We start from the raw sequence: 15,727 nt of genomic DNA, 5'->3' as shown, positions 1-15,727 counted from the left end.
GAACTGAGACCAACGCAGGAGGTAAGGACAATGCCGGGAACACTGATCCTTGGTCAGGGGCACCTTGCGACGATCATGGAGACCTACGGCCGCGACCATGTGATGGACCTGCTCACCCGGCGTCTGGCCGAGGCCTTCGCGGGCATGTCCGCTGCGCCGGGCGAGACACCGCCGCGTGCCGGATTCGTGCGCTGCGCGCAGGACAGCGGGGTCCTGGAGTGGATGCCGCACCGGGAGGCGGGCAACGCGGTGACGATCAAAACCGTCGCCTACTCCCCGGCCAATCCGGCGTCGTACGGACTGCCGACCATCTTGGGCGCGGTGTGCCGCTTCGACGACGTCACCGGCCGTTTCCTGGCGTTGTGCGACGGCGTGCTGCTCACCGCCCTGCGCACTGGAGCGGCCTCCGCCGTCGCCACCCGGCTGCTGGCCCGTCCGGGCAGCACCGTCCTCGGCCTGGTGGGAGCGGGTGCGCAGGCCGTCACCCAGGTGCACGCGATCAGCCGGGTGCTGCCGCTGCGGCAGGTCCTCGTGACGGACGTCGACCGGCTCCGCGCGGCCGACCTAGCCCGCAGGGTGGCCTTCACCGGCCTGGACGTCCGTGTCGCCGGGATCGCCGCGATCGAGGCGGCCGCCGACGTGATCTGCACCGTGACCTCGGTCCCCGTCGGTGCCGGTCCGGTGCTGGAGGGGCGGCGGCTCAAGCCGTACGCGCACGTCAACGCGGTCGGCTCCGACCTGCCTGGCAAGACCGAGTTGCCGCTAGACGTGCTGCGCGCCGCCGCCGTATTCCCCGATCACCTGGCGCAGGCCCGCCACGAGGGGGAGTGCCAACGGCTCGGCGCGGACCAGATCGGCCCGGAGTTGGCCGAGTTGTGCGCCGCGCCGGAGCTGGCCGAGCCGTACACGGGACGGCTCACCGTCTTCGACTCCACCGGGTTCGCGCTGGAGGATCACGTCGCGCTCGACGTCTTCCTGGAGCTGGCGGCGGCCTGCGGGGTGGGGTCGGAGGTGCAGATCGAGCACCTGCCGGGCGACGCCGTGGACCCTTACGCGTTCTCGGGCAACCGGATGGCCGCCGGCGTGACGGGGAGCCGCAAGTGAGCCTTTCACGTCCGGCGCCGGACGCCGTCGACCTCGATTACTGGACAAGGGCCCTGAACGGGCTGGCGGCGCTCGAACTGCCTACCGACTTCCCCCGTCCCGCCACCCCGTCGTACCGGGAGGCGGCGGTGGCGTTCGCTGTCAATCCCGATGTCGCCGCCGGGCTCCGGCGGCACTCCGCACACGGTGATGCGACGCTTGCCATAACACTGAACGCCGCGTTCTGCGCGCTGCTGTCGAGGCTGACCGGGCAGACCGACGTGGCGGTCGGCTGGCTCTTTGCCGGTGACGCGGATCCGGCCGGCGCCCGCGCGAACACCCTCGTCCTGCGCACCGACCTGCGGGGGGACCCGGCGTTCAGCGAGGTCACGGCCAGGGTGCGGGAGGTGACGATCGCCGGGCTCGACCATCGGGACCCTCCCTTGGAACGTCTCGTGGACGAGCTTCGGCCGAACCGCATCCCCGGCCGCCACCCGCTGATCCAGACGGCCTTCCGGCTGAGCGACTACGCGCCCCTGAACACGGGTGATGTCGGCCCGGGCAGTGGACCGGGCGGCGATGGCGCTGTTCCCAGCAGCGGGGCGAGCCTGGAGCCGGACATGGCCCTGGACCTGTGGCTGGACATAGCCGACGAGCCCGGGGGGCAGCTGTCGGGCCGGGTCGTCTACGACGCGGCCCTGTTCGGTGCGGACACCGTGCGAGCCTTCGCCGCGCGCTTCCTCAGAGTGCTGGACGCGGTGGCCGCTGACCCCGGCACCAGGCTCAGCGAGCTGCCCGTCCTGGACGTGTCCGAGCGGCACCGGCTGCTCACGGCCTTCGTTCCCCCGGCCGTGGAGGTCGAGCCGCTCTGCGCGCACGAGTTGTTCGAGCGGGAGGTACGCCGCCGCCCCGACGCGGTCGCGCTGGTGTGCGGCGAGGTTTCCCTGACTTTCCGCGAGCTGAACGCCGACGCCAACCGCCTGGCTCGCGCGCTGCGGGCCAGGGGTGTCGGCCCGGACACCCGCGTGGCGTTGTGCGCCGGACGGGAGGCCGGCACGGTGGTCGCGATCCTAGCGGTGTGGAAAGCCGGCGGCGCCTACGTGCCCCTCGACCCGGCCCACCCCGTGGAACGGTGGCGGCTGCTGCTGGCCGACGTCGAACCGGCGCTGCTGCTCGCCAGATCCGGCCAGCTCGCCCGGCTCGACTCGGACGTCCCGGCGCTCGCGCTCGACGAGCCGTGGGGTGAGCGGGACGGGCACAACCTCGGCCTGCCGTCCGATCCGTCTCGGCTCGCGTATCTCATCCACACCTCGGGCTCGACCGGTACGCCCAAGGGGGTCCTGGTCGAGCACCGCAACATCGTCAACCTGGTCACGGTCATGCGCCCGGAGTTCCGAATCGAGGCGGCTGGCCCGGACGCTCCGGCGAGACGGGCGGCACACACCGCCTCGTTCGGCTTCGACGCCTCGATCGACCAGCTCTCCTGGATGATCTACGGCGGCCACGAACTGCACCTGGTCCCGGACGAGGTGCGGCGGGACACCCACGAACTGGCCGCGTACGTGCGCGACCGGCGCATCGACATCCTCAACGTTACGCCGTCGCAACTGGAGCTGCTGCTGTCCCTGGGGCTGTTCGACGGCAGGAGCCCGGCGCCCGGCCTGGTCATGGTGGGCGGCGAGGCGGCCGACCGGTCGTTGTGGTCGGCGATGCGGCGGGTGCCGGGGACCCGCTTCGTCAACCTGTACGGCCCGACCGAGTGCACCGTCGACGCGACCGTGTGCCATGTAGACGGCACGGACGAGCCCTCGATCGGCAGGCCCGTCGGGAACGCCTATGCCTACGTCGTCGACCACGCCGGCAAGCTCGCCCCGATCGGCGTTGAAGGCGAGATCTGGATCGGTGGCGCGGGCGTGGCCCGCGGCTACTGGAACCGCCCCGAGCTGACGGCGCGTCGGTTCGTGGCCGACCCGTTCAGGACCGGCCGCGTCGTCTACCGGACCGGCGACCTCGGACGGTGGCGCGCGGACGGGACGCTGGAGTTCCGCGGGAGGCTGGACGACCAGCTCAAGATCCGCGGATTCCGGGTCGAACCAGGCGAGGTCGCCGCCACCCTGACCCGGCACCCAGGCGTACGGGAGAGCGCGGTCGTCGGGCACGCCGCCCCACAGGGCCAGACCGCCCTTGTGGCCTACGTGGTCGCGGATTCCGGCGTCGGCGGCCGTGCCGAGCGCGAGCAGGTGGACAAGTGGCACTCGATCTTCCAGGAGACCAACGCCGAACGGGCGCGCGTGGATCCGACGTTCGACATCTCCGGCTGGATCAGCAGTTTCACCGGTCTCCCACTGTCCGCCGAGGAGATGCGCGAATGGCTGCGGAACACCGTCGGCCGTGTCCGCGAGCTGCGGCCCCGCCGGGTGCTGGAGATCGGCGTCGGCACCGGCCTGCTCCTGTGGAACCTGGCCCCAGACTGCGAGCGCTACGTGGGGACGGACTTCTCGGCGAGCGTGCTGGCGACCCTGGGCGCCCGGCTGCGCGAGCGTCCGATCGACGGCGTCACGCTCCTGCACCGGGAGGCCGACGAGTTCGACGACTTCGCGCCCGGCGACTTCGACTGCGTGCTGATCAACTCGGTCGCACAGTACTTCCCGAGCGCCGACTACTTCCGCAACGTGCTGAGCGGCGCGCTCAAGGTGCTGCAGCCGGGCGGTCACGTCTTCGCCGGGGACGTACGCGACCTTACCCTCTTGGACGCCTACCACTACGACGTCGCGCGCGCCCGGGTCGGTGACGCCTCGCCCGAGGCGTTGCGGGCCGAGTTCCAGCGGCAGCGGCAACGGGAGAACGAGCTGGTGTTGTCGCCTGGGTGGTTCGAGCGGTTCGCCCGCGATCACTCGCTCGGCGGCGTGGCCGTCGCGCCGAAGGCGGGGACGTACGACAACGAGCTCACCCGCTACCGCTACGACGTGGTCCTCTCGGCGGCCGCCCCCGCCCGGCCGCCGGTCGTGACCGGCTGGCGCGACTGCTCGCTGGAGCCGATCACCCTGTCCGAGGCCGCGGCGTCCCTGACGCACGAAGGCCGGCTGCTGCTCTCCCGTGTCCCGAACCGCTTGGTACGCGCCTCGGCCCTGTCCGCCGCCCACCTCACCGCCACCATAGGAGCCTCCACCTCACAAGCCGACGCGACGGACGGCACGGTTGACGGCGCGGGCGGTGCCGACGGCGGCGCGGCCGCCGGAGCTGTGTCGGTCGCCGAGTTCGCCGCGCTGGCGGCCGAATGTGGTCTGCCGGTCGTGTTCAGCCGACTGCAGGGGCATACCGAGGGCGCGTTCGACATCGCGATCGGCGAGTTCGCGTACCGTGACATGTTCCCGCCGCCGGTCACACCGCCCGGCGACCGGGCGACGGCGAACACGCCGACGTCGGCCAGAGCGTCCGACCTGCTCGTGCACGAGCTGAGGGAGTACCTGTCGGACCGGTTGCCCGACCACCTCGTGCCACGGACGATCCTGCTCGTCCCGGCGATTCCGTTGACGGTCAGCGGAAAGCTCGACGTCGCCGCGTTGCCGTCGCCCGGCGTGCCGGACGCCGCGGACACCCTCGGACCGCGCACCGAGGCGGAACGGCTGCTGGCCAGCGTCTGGGCGGAGGTGCTCAACGTGCCCGGCGCGGGCGTGCGGGACAACTTCTTCGACCTCGGCGGCAACTCCCTCATGGCCACCCTCGTCATCGCCCGCGCCGCCGAGGCCGGACTGCGCCTCAGCCTGAGAGACCTGTTCCAGAACCAGACCATCGAGGAACTCGCCGAGTTGTGCACCACCCGAACCCGCGGAAAGGACAGCTGACCATGTCGCACGCCAGGGGAGACAGCGACGGGATCCTGCGGATCCGCTTGGCCGAGCCGGACCTCGGCCACCTCGACGAGTTGCTGACGGAGATGGAGCGGCGAGCGGGAAGCGGCTCGGCGGAACAGCTCGTGGAGATCGCCCATGACTTGGCCAGGCGGCTGCCGCCCGCCCTCCAGGGCCCGCTCGACTCGATGAGACTGTGGGAGTCGCCGGTCGGCCTGGTGATGTCCGGCTACCAGGTAGACGACCGCGGCATCGGCCCGACGCCGACGAGTTGGCACCACGCCGCCGCCCAGCCGCGTGAGGAACTGCTGCTCCTGCTGCTCACCGCGCCGCTTGGGCAGCCGTACGCGTGGCGGACGCAGCAGGGCGGCCAGCTGGTGCACGACATCCTTCCGACGCAGGGCGACGAACATGTGCAACTGGGTTCGAGCAGCACCACTGAGCTGTTGTGGCACACCGAGGACGCCTTCCACGAGTCACGCTGCGACTATCTCGGCCTGCTGTGCCTGCGCAACGACGACGGCGTCAGCACCACGGTGTCCGTGCCGGACGTCACCCTGCTGCCGCCGCGTATCCGCGCGGTGCTCGCCGAGCCCCTCTTCCACATCCTTCCTGACGACTCCCACCTGAGCACCCGCAACCCGGACAGCTCGGACGACGCCGAACGAGCCGGGCATTTCACGGACATCCAGCGGCGGGTCACCGATCCGCCGCCCACCCCTGTGCTCTTTGGGCCCGAGGAGCGGCCGTACCTGCGCATAGATCCCGCGTACATGACGCCGATGCCCGGCTCCGCGAGCGCCACCGAGGCGCTGCGGGAGGTGTGCGCACTCATCGACGGCAGCCTGCGGGAGGTCGTGCTCGGCGCGGGCGACGTGCTCGTGCTGGACAACTTCCGGGCGGTCCACGGGCGTCGGCCCTTCCACGCGCGCTACGACGGGCGGGACCGCTGGCTCAAGCGCGTGAGCGTGACCAGGGACCTGCGGCGGCAGCGGATGGCCGCGCGGACGGTAACCGGCCTGGCGGTGTGAGCATGACGTACACGACGTTCGGACGGCCGCTCACCCGGCCCCACCGGCTGATCTGCTTCCCCTACGCGGGCGGCGCCGCGAGCGACTACCGAGACTGGGCCGGACGCCTGCCCGGCGTGGACGTCGTCGCCGCCTGTCTGCCGGGCCGAGCGGGACGGTACCAGGAACGGGCCACCACCGCGTTCGCCCCGCTCCTGGAGGAGCTTGCTGCCGGGATCGAGCCGTATCTCGGAGCGCGGGTGACGCTGTTCGGCCACAGCATGGGCGGCCTGCTCGCCTTCGAGGTCGCACGGCGACTGGAGGCGCAGGGCCGTCCCGTCGCGCTCGTCATCGCCTCGGGCACTGAGGCGCCGGGCACCATCGCGGCCCTGCCGCCCTACGAGGACGTCCCGGACGAGACCCTGCTCGCCGAACTGGCGGACGACGGCGTCGTCCCGGCCGAGGCGCTGGGCAACGACGAGCTCATGAGCCTGATGTTGCCCGTCCTGCGAGCGGACTACGAGGTCATCGCCGACTACCGCCACCACCCGGCTGGGCCGCCCCTCAGCACGCCCATGCTGGTCTACTACGGGATCGACGAGGTTCCCGATCCCGACCGGCTGCGCAGGCAGTGGGCGGCGGCCGTGGCCGGGCCGCTCGGCCTGCGCGGTTTCCCCGGCGGCCATTTCTTCGTCCACGACGCGCGCGAGCACGTCATTGCCCGGCTCGTCGAGGACGTCGACGGCACGGTGGCGGCATGAAGATCGCCAATGCGCCCCGGCTGTGCTAATCCTGGCGAGCGATCGACTCACAATCCCGACCCGAGGAATGGACATGAATCAGCAGCAGACCCCGGCCCCGCCCACCTACGCCACGGTCTTACGCCTTCCCGGCGTCGCTCGCGCGTTCACGGCGGCGGTCTTGGGTCGGCTCTCCTACGCGATGCTTCCTTTGATCCTGTTGTTCGGCGTGGAGGAGGCCACCGGGTCGTTCGCAGTCGCCGGAAGCGCCCTCGGGGCATACTCGTTGGCCAGCCTGTCGGCGCCGGTGAAGTCGCGGTTCGTGGACCGGCTCGGCCAGCGCAGGGTGCTGATCCCCTTGGCTCTAGCCTGCACCGTGGTGCTCTTCGTGTTCGCCTGGGCGATGTCCGGCACCTCCTCGGCCCTCGTGCACATCGCGCTGAGCGTCCTCACTGGAGTCTGCGCGCCGCCGCTCGGACCGGCAATGCGCGCTGTTTGGGCCGCCCTCACCCCTGACACCGATGCCCGCCATCGGGCCTTCAGCCTGGACACCGTCGCGGAAGAGGCCCTGTTCGCCCTCGGACCTGTCGTCGCCGGCGCGCTGATCGGCGTCGCCGGTGCCGGCGTCTCCACCGTCACGATGGGCTTGCTGCTCTTGGCCGGCACCGCGGGTCTGGCCGCCTCGCCCGCCGCCCGCCAGACCTTCGTCGCCAAGGAGGACGAGGGCCGGCGGGTCAGCAGCCTGCTTGGGCCGTTCTCCTCCGGCGGCTTCATCCTGCTCGTGCTGGTCGTGCTGGGGATCGGGGCCGGCCTGGGCCCGGTCGACGTGGTCGTTGTCGCGCGGGCCGACGCCGCGGGCAACCCCGTGGCCGCGGGCGTCCTGCTGGCGGTGCTGGCCGCTGGCAGCGGCTTGGGCGGCCTGGTGTGGGGACGTCTCCGTCACACCGCGCGGCTGTCCACCCAGATGGCGGGGCTGCTGGCGGTCACTGCGGCCACGACGGCGCTCACCGGTCTGGTCTCCGACCTCGTCCCGCTCGGCCTGTGCCTGGCGCTGATGGGCGCAGCAATCGCCCCCGCCCTCATCGTGGTGTACGTGGCGGTGGACGACAGCGTTTCCGACGCCAACCGTACCGAGGCCACGACCTGGGTGAACACCGCCAACAATGTGGGCGTGGCGATCGGCGCGGCGGCGGCAGGGGTCATCATCGAGAAGGCGACGCCCGGACTCGCCCTCCTGGCCGGCGCGGCCCTCGTGATACTCCTCCTCGCTGCCCTCTTGGCCTTCAGACGCCTGGTGGACGCGAAGGCGTCCTGAGCCGCTCCTTCACGCCGCGTCGCCTTCCCGACGCACCCTGTCGTATCCCGGGCGCGAGGCCGTCGTCCACTCTGAGTGAAAATCAGGTGACATTTCACAGCTCTTGCCGAAATGTTGATGGGTCGATGAGTTTGTCAGTGGTGACGGTGGTCTGTGCATGACCTGTGCGGCGCCAAAACGCGAATACTGTTGCTGAGCTGGGCGTTCGTAGAGCGATCAAGCTGCTCTGCGGTACTCGTTGATCAGTCCTGTGACGGTCCTTCGGCGGTGAATCCGGGAGGTCATGTCGATCACCTGGCCGGGGTCGTGCAAGGGAGGGAGGAGGGAACGGTCTTGATCTCGAGTTTGGCCGTTATCCCATCGCGTAAGTCCAGGTCAGTTCGTCGGGCTGATTCTCGCGGGGTCGTGTCCCGCTCGAAAACACGGTTTCGTGCTGTGAGCTGGGATTTTGCTGCGCAACCAGGGCCGTGGCTGTAACCATCGCAAGGTGTTGTTAACCCTTGTCTACCGGTTGGTGAGATGCCTGTTCGGCCTGCTGGCAGTGCTGGTCCGTTCTGAACTGTCCAAGGACGCGGAGCTGCTGGTGCTCCGTCACGAGAACCAGGTGCTCCGTCGTCAGCTCGGCGGCCGGTCGCAGTGGGGTCACGCCGACAGGCTCTGGCTGGCGGCGTTGTCGCGGCTGATCCCCCGCCGCCGGTGGGCGGAGGTGTTCCCGGTCACCCCGGCGACGATCCTGCGTTGGCACCGTAGCCTCGTGGCGCGTAAGTGGACCTTCACTGACAGGCGGCGCCCGGGACGGCCCGGCACCCGCCAGCCGGTCAAGGCACTGATTACTCGGATGGCGCGGGAGAACCCGACCTGGGGACATCGGAGAATTCAAGGCGAATTGGCTCGGCTGGGCTACCGGATCGCGGCCTCCACGGTGTGGGAGATCCTCCACGCCGCAGGTATCGATCCGGCGCCCCGCCGGGCCGGGCCGACCTGGCGGCAATTCCTGACCGCCCAAGCCCACGCGATCATCGCCTGCGACTTCCTGGTGGTCGAGACGATGCTGCTCAAGCGGCTGTATGTGCTGGTCTTTATCGAGCACGGCACCCGGAAAGTGCACCTGGCCGGAGTAACCGCGCACCCGACCGGAGCATGGGTGATGCAGCAAGCCCGCAACCTGGCGATGGAGCTGGGCAATCGCATCGCCGAACTCCGGTTTTTGATCCACGATCGCGATCCACTCTTCACCGCCGCCTTCAGCGCGGTCTTCACAGCTGAAGGACTGCAGGTCATCACCACGCTGCCCAGGACTCCTCGGATGAACGCCGTCTGCGAGCGGGTCATCGGCACCCTGCGCCGCGAACTCCTGGACCGCATCCTGATCCTCGATGACCGCCACCTGGCTCTCATGCTCCAGGAGTATCTGATTCATTACAATGGGCACCGGCCGCACCAGTCACGGCAACAGCGTCCTCCGGACATCGCAACACAGCCCTCCCCCGAGGTGATCGACCTCAACGACCTTCGATCCATCCGCCGAAAACCCGTCGCTACAGGCACGATCAACGAATACCACCGCGCCGCGTAACCGCAGCTCAAGCCGCGAAACTCAATATTCGAGCGGCACACCTTGCTGGAGCCGCCTTTGCGGAGTTGGCGCAGGTCAGGGATGTGGTTGTACAGCGTCCCCGGCGATACGCCGAGCAGTTTGGCGATCGAGGTGATCGAGTTGGCCGGGTTGGGCAGCATGTCGCGGGCTGCGCGCAGCAGCTCGGGGGTGATGACGGTGGGGCGGCCGCCGGTGCGGCCGCGGGCACGCGCGGCGGCCAGGCCGTCGCGGGTGCCGGCGACGATGAGCTCGCGGATGAACTCGGCCAGGGCGGCGAAGACGTGGAAAATGAGCCGGCCGCCAGGGGTGGTGGTGTCGAGGTTCTCGTGCAGCGAGGTGAAGCCAATCTCGCGGCGGCGCAGTTCGCCGACCATGGTGATGAGGTCGGCCAGGGAACGGCCGTAGCGGTCGAGGCTCGGGACGACCAGGGTGTCGCCTTCGGTCAGGCACGCGTGGCAGGCCGCGAGCTCGGGCCGTTCGGCGGTCTTGCCTGATTTCTTGTCGGCGAACACGCGCCGGCAGCCGGCGGCTTTGAGGGCGTCGAGCTGTCGTTCGAGGTTCTGGCCGGCGGTGGAGACGCGGGCGTAGCCGATGCGGATCTCGCTGCGGTGGGCGGGGAAGGCGGCCAGCGGGTCGGCGGGCAGTTGCAGGGCGTCGGTCACGCCCGCCATCTTGTCAACAAACGGTGTTTGAGGGTTGTTGAATCGCCGAGGTTGTTGAACGAGTTTTTGAAGACTTCCGGGGACTTCTGAAGGCGGGTCTGGCCCACCCTTCAAAAAACGATCGTTAAATGAAGAATTCAACCACCACTCGACCCAGCATCACCTGCCTGCTCAGTCCAGAAGGCGAGCAAACCTTTGGCATTCGGGATGTGGGGGTGTTCGGCGCCGAGCACGCGCTCTTGGAGCGGTAGCAGGGCGGTGAGCTGGTCGCGGGCGGCGGCGGCGTCGCCCGCCTGTCCTGTCCAGTTGGCGAGCAGATGCCGGGTGATCAGGATGTGGGGGTGTTCGGCGCCGAGCACGCGCTCTTGGAGCGGTAGCAGGGCGGCGAGTTGGTCGCGGGCGGCGGCGGCGTCGCCCGCCTGTCCTATCCAGTTGGCGAGCATATTTCTGGCGTTCAGGGTGTGGGGGTGTTCAGCGCCGTCAACGCGTTCGTGGATGGGGAGCAGGGCGGCGAGTTGGTCGCGGGCGGCGGCCGCGTCGCCCGCCTGTCCTGTCCAATCGGCAAGGTAGTGCCGGGTGATCAGGGTGTGGGGGTGTTCGGCGCCGAGCACGCGTTCGCGAACGGGGAGCAGGGCGGCGAGTTGATCGCGGGCGGCGGCCGCGTCGCCCGCCTGTCCTGTCCAGTTGGCGAGCATATTTCTGGCGTTCAGGGTGTGGGGGTGTTCAGCGCCATCGACGCGTTCGTGGATGGGGAGCAGGGCGGCGAGTTGGTCGCGGGCGGCGGCCGCGTCGCCCGCCTTTCCCGTCCAGTCGGCAAGGAAGTGCCGAGCCATCAAGATGAGGTAGTGCTGGGGGATCTGGACGTGGGGGTGTTCGGCGCAGTTGACGCGTTCGTGGATGGGGAGCAGGGCGGCGAGTTGGTCGCGGGCGGCGGCGGCGTCGCCTGCCTGTCCTGTCCAGTCGGCAAGGTAGTGCCGGGTGATCAGGGTGTGGGGGTGTTCGGCGCCGAGCACGCGTTCGCGAACGGGGAGCAGGGCGGCGAGTTGGTCGCGGGCGGCCGCGGCGTCGCCTGCCTGTCCTGTCCAGTCGGCAAGGTAGTGCCGGGTGCTCAAGGTGTGGGGGTGTTCGGCACCGAGCACGCGTTCGCGAACGGGGAGCAGAGCGGCGAGTTGGTCACGGGCGGCAGCGGCATCGCCCGCCTGCCCTGTGCAGGAGGCGAGGTTGTGCCGGGCGGCCAGGGTATGGGGGTGGTCAACCCCCAACGTGCTGGTCGCATGAGTGTGGATCTGCTGCTGGAGGTGTACAGCGGCGGTGTAGTCGCCGCTGGCGCTGAGGTAGTCGACCACCTGGCGCAGCCCTGCTGAATCGAGCGGCAGGACAATTCGAGCGTGCGGCAGGAGAGAGCGATAGACAGACCAGTTGCTTGGATTGCCCGGATCCTCGCGAAGAACAGCCAGCAGGAGGTCGGCTGCGTTGTGACGGACGCTGTCGCGCTGGGTCGGGGTGAGCTGGGACAGGGTGACGGCCTGGATGAGCCGGTGCACGCTGACCAAGTCCTCACTGTGGGCAGGTGTGAGGCCTTGTCCCAGGCTGGTGGTGAGGGTGATCAGGCTGTAGGAGGCCAGCAGTGCCAGCGCCTCGTCGACCTGCAGTTCGTCGGCGTCATGGAAGCCGGTCAGGACGGTGCAGGGCAGATTGTCGGGGGCGAAGCAGGCCAGCACATTCAGTAGGTTGCCGGCCAGCGGGCTGACTGCATGGATACGAGCCTGGCTGAGCATCCAAACCCGAGCCACCACCCGCTCGACATCGCCGCCGGCCGGAGCAGCCGCGTACATCCGGGCAGGGCTGGTTTTCAGCAGGTCTAGGTATCTGGTCAGGGACATCCGGGGGGTGCGGGTGATGTAGGCGCCGGCCTGCGTCAGCGCCAGGGGCAGGTCCCCCAGCCATTCGGCCAGCTCACCCAGCCCGGAAGCGTTGGCGTTGCCTGGTGGACCGATCAGGTCGGACAGCAGAGTGATGGAGGCGGGGCGGGGCAGCAGATCTAGGCGTAGCGGTGTGGTGTGAAGCTGTTGCCAGCCGACGTCACGGCGGGTGGTGATCAGTACGTGGCCGTGGGTCAGGCGGGCCAGATAGGGCTCGATGTCGGCGACCTCTTCGACGTTGTCGAAGATGATCAGCCAGCCTGCCTGGGTGCTGAGCCAGCTCAGCGCCCAGGCGGAGGCTTCCTCTGCGGTGGCCTGCTCGGCGGCCACCGAGTCGATGCCGCAGGTCAACGCTCGGGCCAGGGCCACCAGCCCGGCCCGGATCAGGTCGGGGCCGTCGGCGTCGATCCACCACACCAGCCGGTACTCCTGGCGATGATGGTAGGCGTATTGCAGGGCTAGTTCGCTCTTGCCGACGCCGCCCAGTCCGACCACGGCCTGACTGATCACACCGGTCCCCGTCGTGTCCCGCAGTGTCTGGCGTAGGGCGGTCAGGGCTGCGTCCCGGCCGATGAAGGCCGCTGCAGGGCGGCGCGGCAGGCCCGACAGCCCAGGGGGGACCTGCACAGCGTCGACCTGGGGCAGTGGCCGCTGTGTGCCCTGCTGGATGATCTGGGTGATGGTCTGGTCGTGAGCGGCCTGATAGACGCTGCCCTGCTCACGAGCGGCACCATCCATCTGGACGTCCGGCGGCTTTTGGGGATTGTCTGGGCGGGTGGTCATCGTTCGTTGATGGTCTGGTCGCCGCCTGCCTGGTACACCCGGCCTTCCCCGGAGGCATCGGCTCGCATCTGTACATTTCGCGCGCCGTCACCGGTCGAGATGATGCCGGAGTTGTCGCCGCCGAGTGCGACCGCCCGCTCGCCAGAAGCCGATACTGCAGGTGGTGTACTAAGCCCGCCCCCTGTCGGTGTGTGTTCGGCGCGCAGTTGCGCCCGCAACGCCACCACGGCGACCACCAGGGCGGCCGCCCCTAGCGCCATGCCGGTGAACATGCCGACCACGCTGGCTCGCTGATCCAGCACCTGGAGTACCTGGTCGGGCAGGTGTAGCGGGTCGGCGAAGAACCACAGCACTCCGGCCGCCAGACAGGCTCCCAGCAAGACGACCGCGGCGATCGCCACGACCCGCCACAACCGCGAACCCGACGCAGGTCCCGCCTCAGGCGGCGTCTTCGACATGTCTCCAGGGTGCCCCCGACCCGGCGGTTTGGGGAGCTGAAGTAGCGAAGGCGTTACCGGTTCTCTCAGCCTCTGCGAATCGGTCGTTTGCGGGACGGTCGGCAGGGCCAGGCTCGTGATCGTGTTCCGCAGGAACGGGCGTCCCGAAACTCATCCCGGAAACCTGGTCGGCAAGGTTGAGTTTCGGGACCGTCAACCCGCTGCCCCTGGGCCTGGCTCGCTCCCTGCCGCGCCTGCCTCCTCCGCCAGCTCGCCCGGCACCGGGTCGGACGCCAGACGCAGCCCCTGCCACCCGTCCGCGTCCGCCTCCACCCGCCAGTCCGGCGGCCATACCCGCTCGACGTCCCTGGCCACCGGCGCCACCCGCACACAGCTCAGGCGCGCCATCTCCAGTCCCGCCGCTTCGTAGAACAGTGCGTCGCCGGTGAACGTCGCGAAGTCGAACCAGGTGTCGCCGGTGAACGTCGCGAAGTCGAACCGGGCGTCGCCGGTGAACGTCGCGAAGTCGAACCAGGCGTTGCCGGTGAAGGTCGCTCCGCCGAACCCGGCGTCGCCGGTGAAGGTCGCCTTGCTGAAGCCGGCGTCGCGGGTGAAGGTCGCCTTGCTGAAGCCGGCGTCGCGGGTGAAGGTCGCTCCGCCGAACCAGGCGTCGCGAGTGAAGGTCGCTCCGCCGAACTGGGCGTTGCCGGTGAAAGTCGCCTCACCGAACCGGGCGTTGCCGGTGAAGGTCGCGTTGCGGAAATCGGCATCGCCGAGGCGGCAAGCGCGGAGATCGAAGTCGATGAGGACGGCCCTGGCGAGGTCGAGACGAATGTCGGGCCAGTGGCGCGTGTTGCGGTCCAGATGGCGGGCCGGCCACCAGTGGTGGAGAGCCGGGGAGTCGTCGTAGCGCAGATGGGCCAGGAGAATGCGTTGCGCCGTGAGGCGGACCTGGCGTTCCTCCTGCGGATCACGGCCGCCGTTGGTGCCCGCTCGGGTCGGCCTGCCGGCGCGGGCTGCGCGCTGCGGTGCTCGGATCTTCTCTTCGCGGTCCTCGCGTGGCGGCGTGTACGGCATGCGCAGGTAGGAGCAGATCACTTCCGCGATCGTCTGGCGCAGCGCGGGAGTGTCCTGGGCCAGGCGCTCCAGCGCGTACAGGCCGGCCAGGCGGACCGGAGCCTGGTCGTTGCCGAGTTGCTCGGCGGCCTTGGTGTAGAGCTCGGTGACCCTGCGCTCGGCAGCGTCGTGCGTGGTGTGCGCGGTGGCCAGCTCCTGATGCCGCTGGCGGCGCATGGCCAGCAGCAGCGTCACCGCAGCGCCGACCCCGGCCGCGGCGGCCAGTGCGGTACGGGCGGCCTCAATTCGGGCCGACACCCGCTCGGCGAGAGTGGGCAGCTTGTCCAGGTCCTGCAGCAGCCAGGCGCTGACACCCCAGGCCGCCGCACCGACTAGCAGCGCCGCAGGAAGTGCCCACCACCACATCGAACGCGGCGGACGCAGGTCGGGCGGACGCGCAGTCGGCAGAGGTGAGCGCCGGAGAAGACCCATACACCCGATTCCACCTCCTGCCACGCAGAGCATCCAGCCGAAGCGCTCAACTCGTATGGGCGGCCGGACAGCCCTCACGCGCGGTCGGGTTTGTGGAACCCCCGCGGCCTGCGCCTGAGGGCCGTCCCCGAAATGGTCGTTTGCGAGACAGTGCGGCTGGGCTAAGCCCATGATCGCGTTCCCGCAGGAACGATCGTCCCGAAACCCGTCCCGAAAGCCTGCGCGGCCTGAATGCCGCCGAGGACGACTGCCGGTTTCCGAAGGCTGCACGGATGCGTGAAGCGGTCTGTACGTCCGCCTCGGACGTACAGACCACGTGGGTGGCCCTCCGCTCGGGTCCGCGTCACCAGCCGCAAAGTAGCTGAGAGTGACGTTGGAACTACGATAGAACGGGACAGCAGTCCCGATCTACCAGTCGGTGGGTGCGGGAACTTGAGGTGCCGGGAGTCCGGAGCCCCTCTTCGACCAAGGCTCCGACCTGCCCCTACTCGCTACTTTGCACTTGGTCGCACGGACCCGAGCAGCGGGCGATGTGGGTGCGATCAGTGGGTCCGCACGCTCGGGCGCCTCGCAAGGGTGGTGATGAAGGCGGCGATCTCGTCGGGGTTCTCTTCGGCCATGAAGTGCCCGGATGCGGTCGGCTGGTAGGTCAGGTCCGGTGCCCAGGCCCGCCACAGCGATGCGGCGTCGAAGCCGAGCTGGGAGCCCCAGTCCTGTGAGATGACGCCGACCGGCATCGCGAGCTGCGCGCCATGCTCACGGTTGGCTCGATCCATCTC

The 15,727-nt window shown here is 69.6% G+C and carries 9 protein-coding genes and 2 pseudogenes; 6 read left to right on the top strand and 5 right to left on the bottom strand.

All coding sequences use genetic code 11. The annotated features are described in order from the left end of the window. The first annotated feature begins 75 nt into the window (after nt 1-75). The 6 genes and pseudogenes from AB0J46_RS41960 to AB0J46_RS41935 all read left to right on the top strand — a co-directional run. On the top strand, nt 76-1,104 hold the full coding sequence (locus AB0J46_RS41960; protein WP_364340541.1) for an ornithine cyclodeaminase family protein: 1,029 nt from the start codon (nt 76-78) through the stop codon (nt 1,102-1,104). Next, entirely contained in the window at nt 1,101-4,928 is a 3,828-nt protein-coding gene (locus AB0J46_RS41955) for an amino acid adenylation domain-containing protein (RefSeq protein ID WP_364340539.1), read from the top strand. Before AB0J46_RS41960 ends, AB0J46_RS41955 begins: the two co-directional genes overlap by 4 nt. Nucleotides 4,929-4,930: 2 nt before the next feature. Beyond that, entirely contained in the window at nt 4,931-5,965 is a 1,035-nt protein-coding gene (gene gntD, locus AB0J46_RS41950) for a guanitoxin biosynthesis L-enduracididine beta-hydroxylase GntD (RefSeq protein WP_364340537.1), read from the top strand. 2 nt (nt 5,966-5,967) lie between these two features. After that, complete coding sequence (locus AB0J46_RS41945; RefSeq protein ID WP_364340535.1) at nt 5,968-6,705, top strand: alpha/beta fold hydrolase; 738 nt, start codon at nt 5,968-5,970, stop codon at nt 6,703-6,705. 73 nt (nt 6,706-6,778) lie between these two features. Next, nucleotides 6,779-7,999: an MFS transporter gene (locus AB0J46_RS41940; RefSeq protein ID WP_364340533.1), complete on the top strand. Its 1,221-nt coding sequence runs from the start codon at nt 6,779-6,781 to the stop codon at nt 7,997-7,999. Between the two features lie 838 nt (nt 8,000-8,837). Further along, nucleotides 8,838-9,404, top strand: a pseudogene (locus tag AB0J46_RS41935) (hypothetical protein); the annotation flags it as partial. 14 nt (nt 9,405-9,418) lie between these two features. On the opposite strand, the gene AB0J46_RS41930 reads toward AB0J46_RS41935, so the two are convergent. From AB0J46_RS41930 to AB0J46_RS41910, 5 genes and pseudogenes are all read right to left on the bottom strand, one after another. Next, nucleotides 9,419-10,258 (bottom strand): recombinase family protein, encoded by an 840-nt coding sequence (locus tag AB0J46_RS41930; RefSeq protein ID WP_364340531.1) that lies wholly within the window; start codon nt 10,256-10,258, stop codon nt 9,419-9,421. Nucleotides 10,259-10,395: 137 nt separating this feature from the next. Continuing rightward, on the bottom strand, nt 10,396-12,963 hold the full coding sequence (locus tag AB0J46_RS41925; RefSeq protein WP_364340529.1) for a tetratricopeptide repeat protein: 2,568 nt from the start codon (nt 12,961-12,963) through the stop codon (nt 10,396-10,398). Further along, the gene (locus tag AB0J46_RS41920; protein ID WP_364340527.1) at nt 12,960-13,421 is read right to left on the bottom strand and encodes a hypothetical protein; all 462 of its coding nucleotides are present in this window, start codon (nt 13,419-13,421) and stop codon (nt 12,960-12,962) included. Before AB0J46_RS41920 ends, AB0J46_RS41925 begins: the two co-directional genes overlap by 4 nt. A 192-nt stretch (nt 13,422-13,613) precedes the next feature. Further along, a complete protein-coding gene (locus tag AB0J46_RS41915; RefSeq protein WP_364340525.1) occupies nt 13,614-14,948 on the bottom strand; it encodes a pentapeptide repeat-containing protein in 1,335 nt (444 codons plus the stop codon). Nucleotides 14,949-15,490: 542 nt separating this feature from the next. Next, a pseudogene (locus tag AB0J46_RS41910) lies at nt 15,491-15,727 on the bottom strand (alpha/beta hydrolase); the annotation flags it as partial.

The organism is Nonomuraea sp. NPDC049758, from assembly GCF_040674635.1.
In the GTDB taxonomy this organism is placed as follows: Bacteria; Actinomycetota; Actinomycetes; order Streptosporangiales; family Streptosporangiaceae; genus Nonomuraea.
The sequence above is the reverse complement of the archived record's forward strand: the minus strand, read 5'-3'. Positions and strand labels throughout refer to the sequence as shown.

What these genes read in the sequence shown, in the direction of transcription:
- AB0J46_RS41960 (WP_364340541.1), top strand. Translation starts at nt 76, where the DNA reads ATGGAGACCTACGGCCGCGACCATGTGATGGACCTGCTCACCCGGCGT.
- gntD (WP_364340537.1), top strand. Translation starts at nt 4,931, where the DNA reads ATGTCGCACGCCAGGGGAGACAGCGACGGGATCCTGCGGATCCGCTTG.
- AB0J46_RS41940 (WP_364340533.1), top strand. Translation starts at nt 6,779, where the DNA reads ATGAATCAGCAGCAGACCCCGGCCCCGCCCACCTACGCCACGGTCTTA.
- AB0J46_RS41945 (WP_364340535.1), top strand. Translation starts at nt 5,968, where the DNA reads ATGACGTACACGACGTTCGGACGGCCGCTCACCCGGCCCCACCGGCTG.
- AB0J46_RS41915 (WP_364340525.1), bottom strand. Translation starts at nt 14,948, where the DNA reads ATGGGTCTTCTCCGGCGCTCACCTCTGCCGACTGCGCGTCCGCCCGAC.
- AB0J46_RS41925 (WP_364340529.1), bottom strand. Translation starts at nt 12,963, where the DNA reads ATGACCACCCGCCCAGACAATCCCCAAAAGCCGCCGGACGTCCAGATG.
- AB0J46_RS41920 (WP_364340527.1), bottom strand. Translation starts at nt 13,421, where the DNA reads ATGTCGAAGACGCCGCCTGAGGCGGGACCTGCGTCGGGTTCGCGGTTG.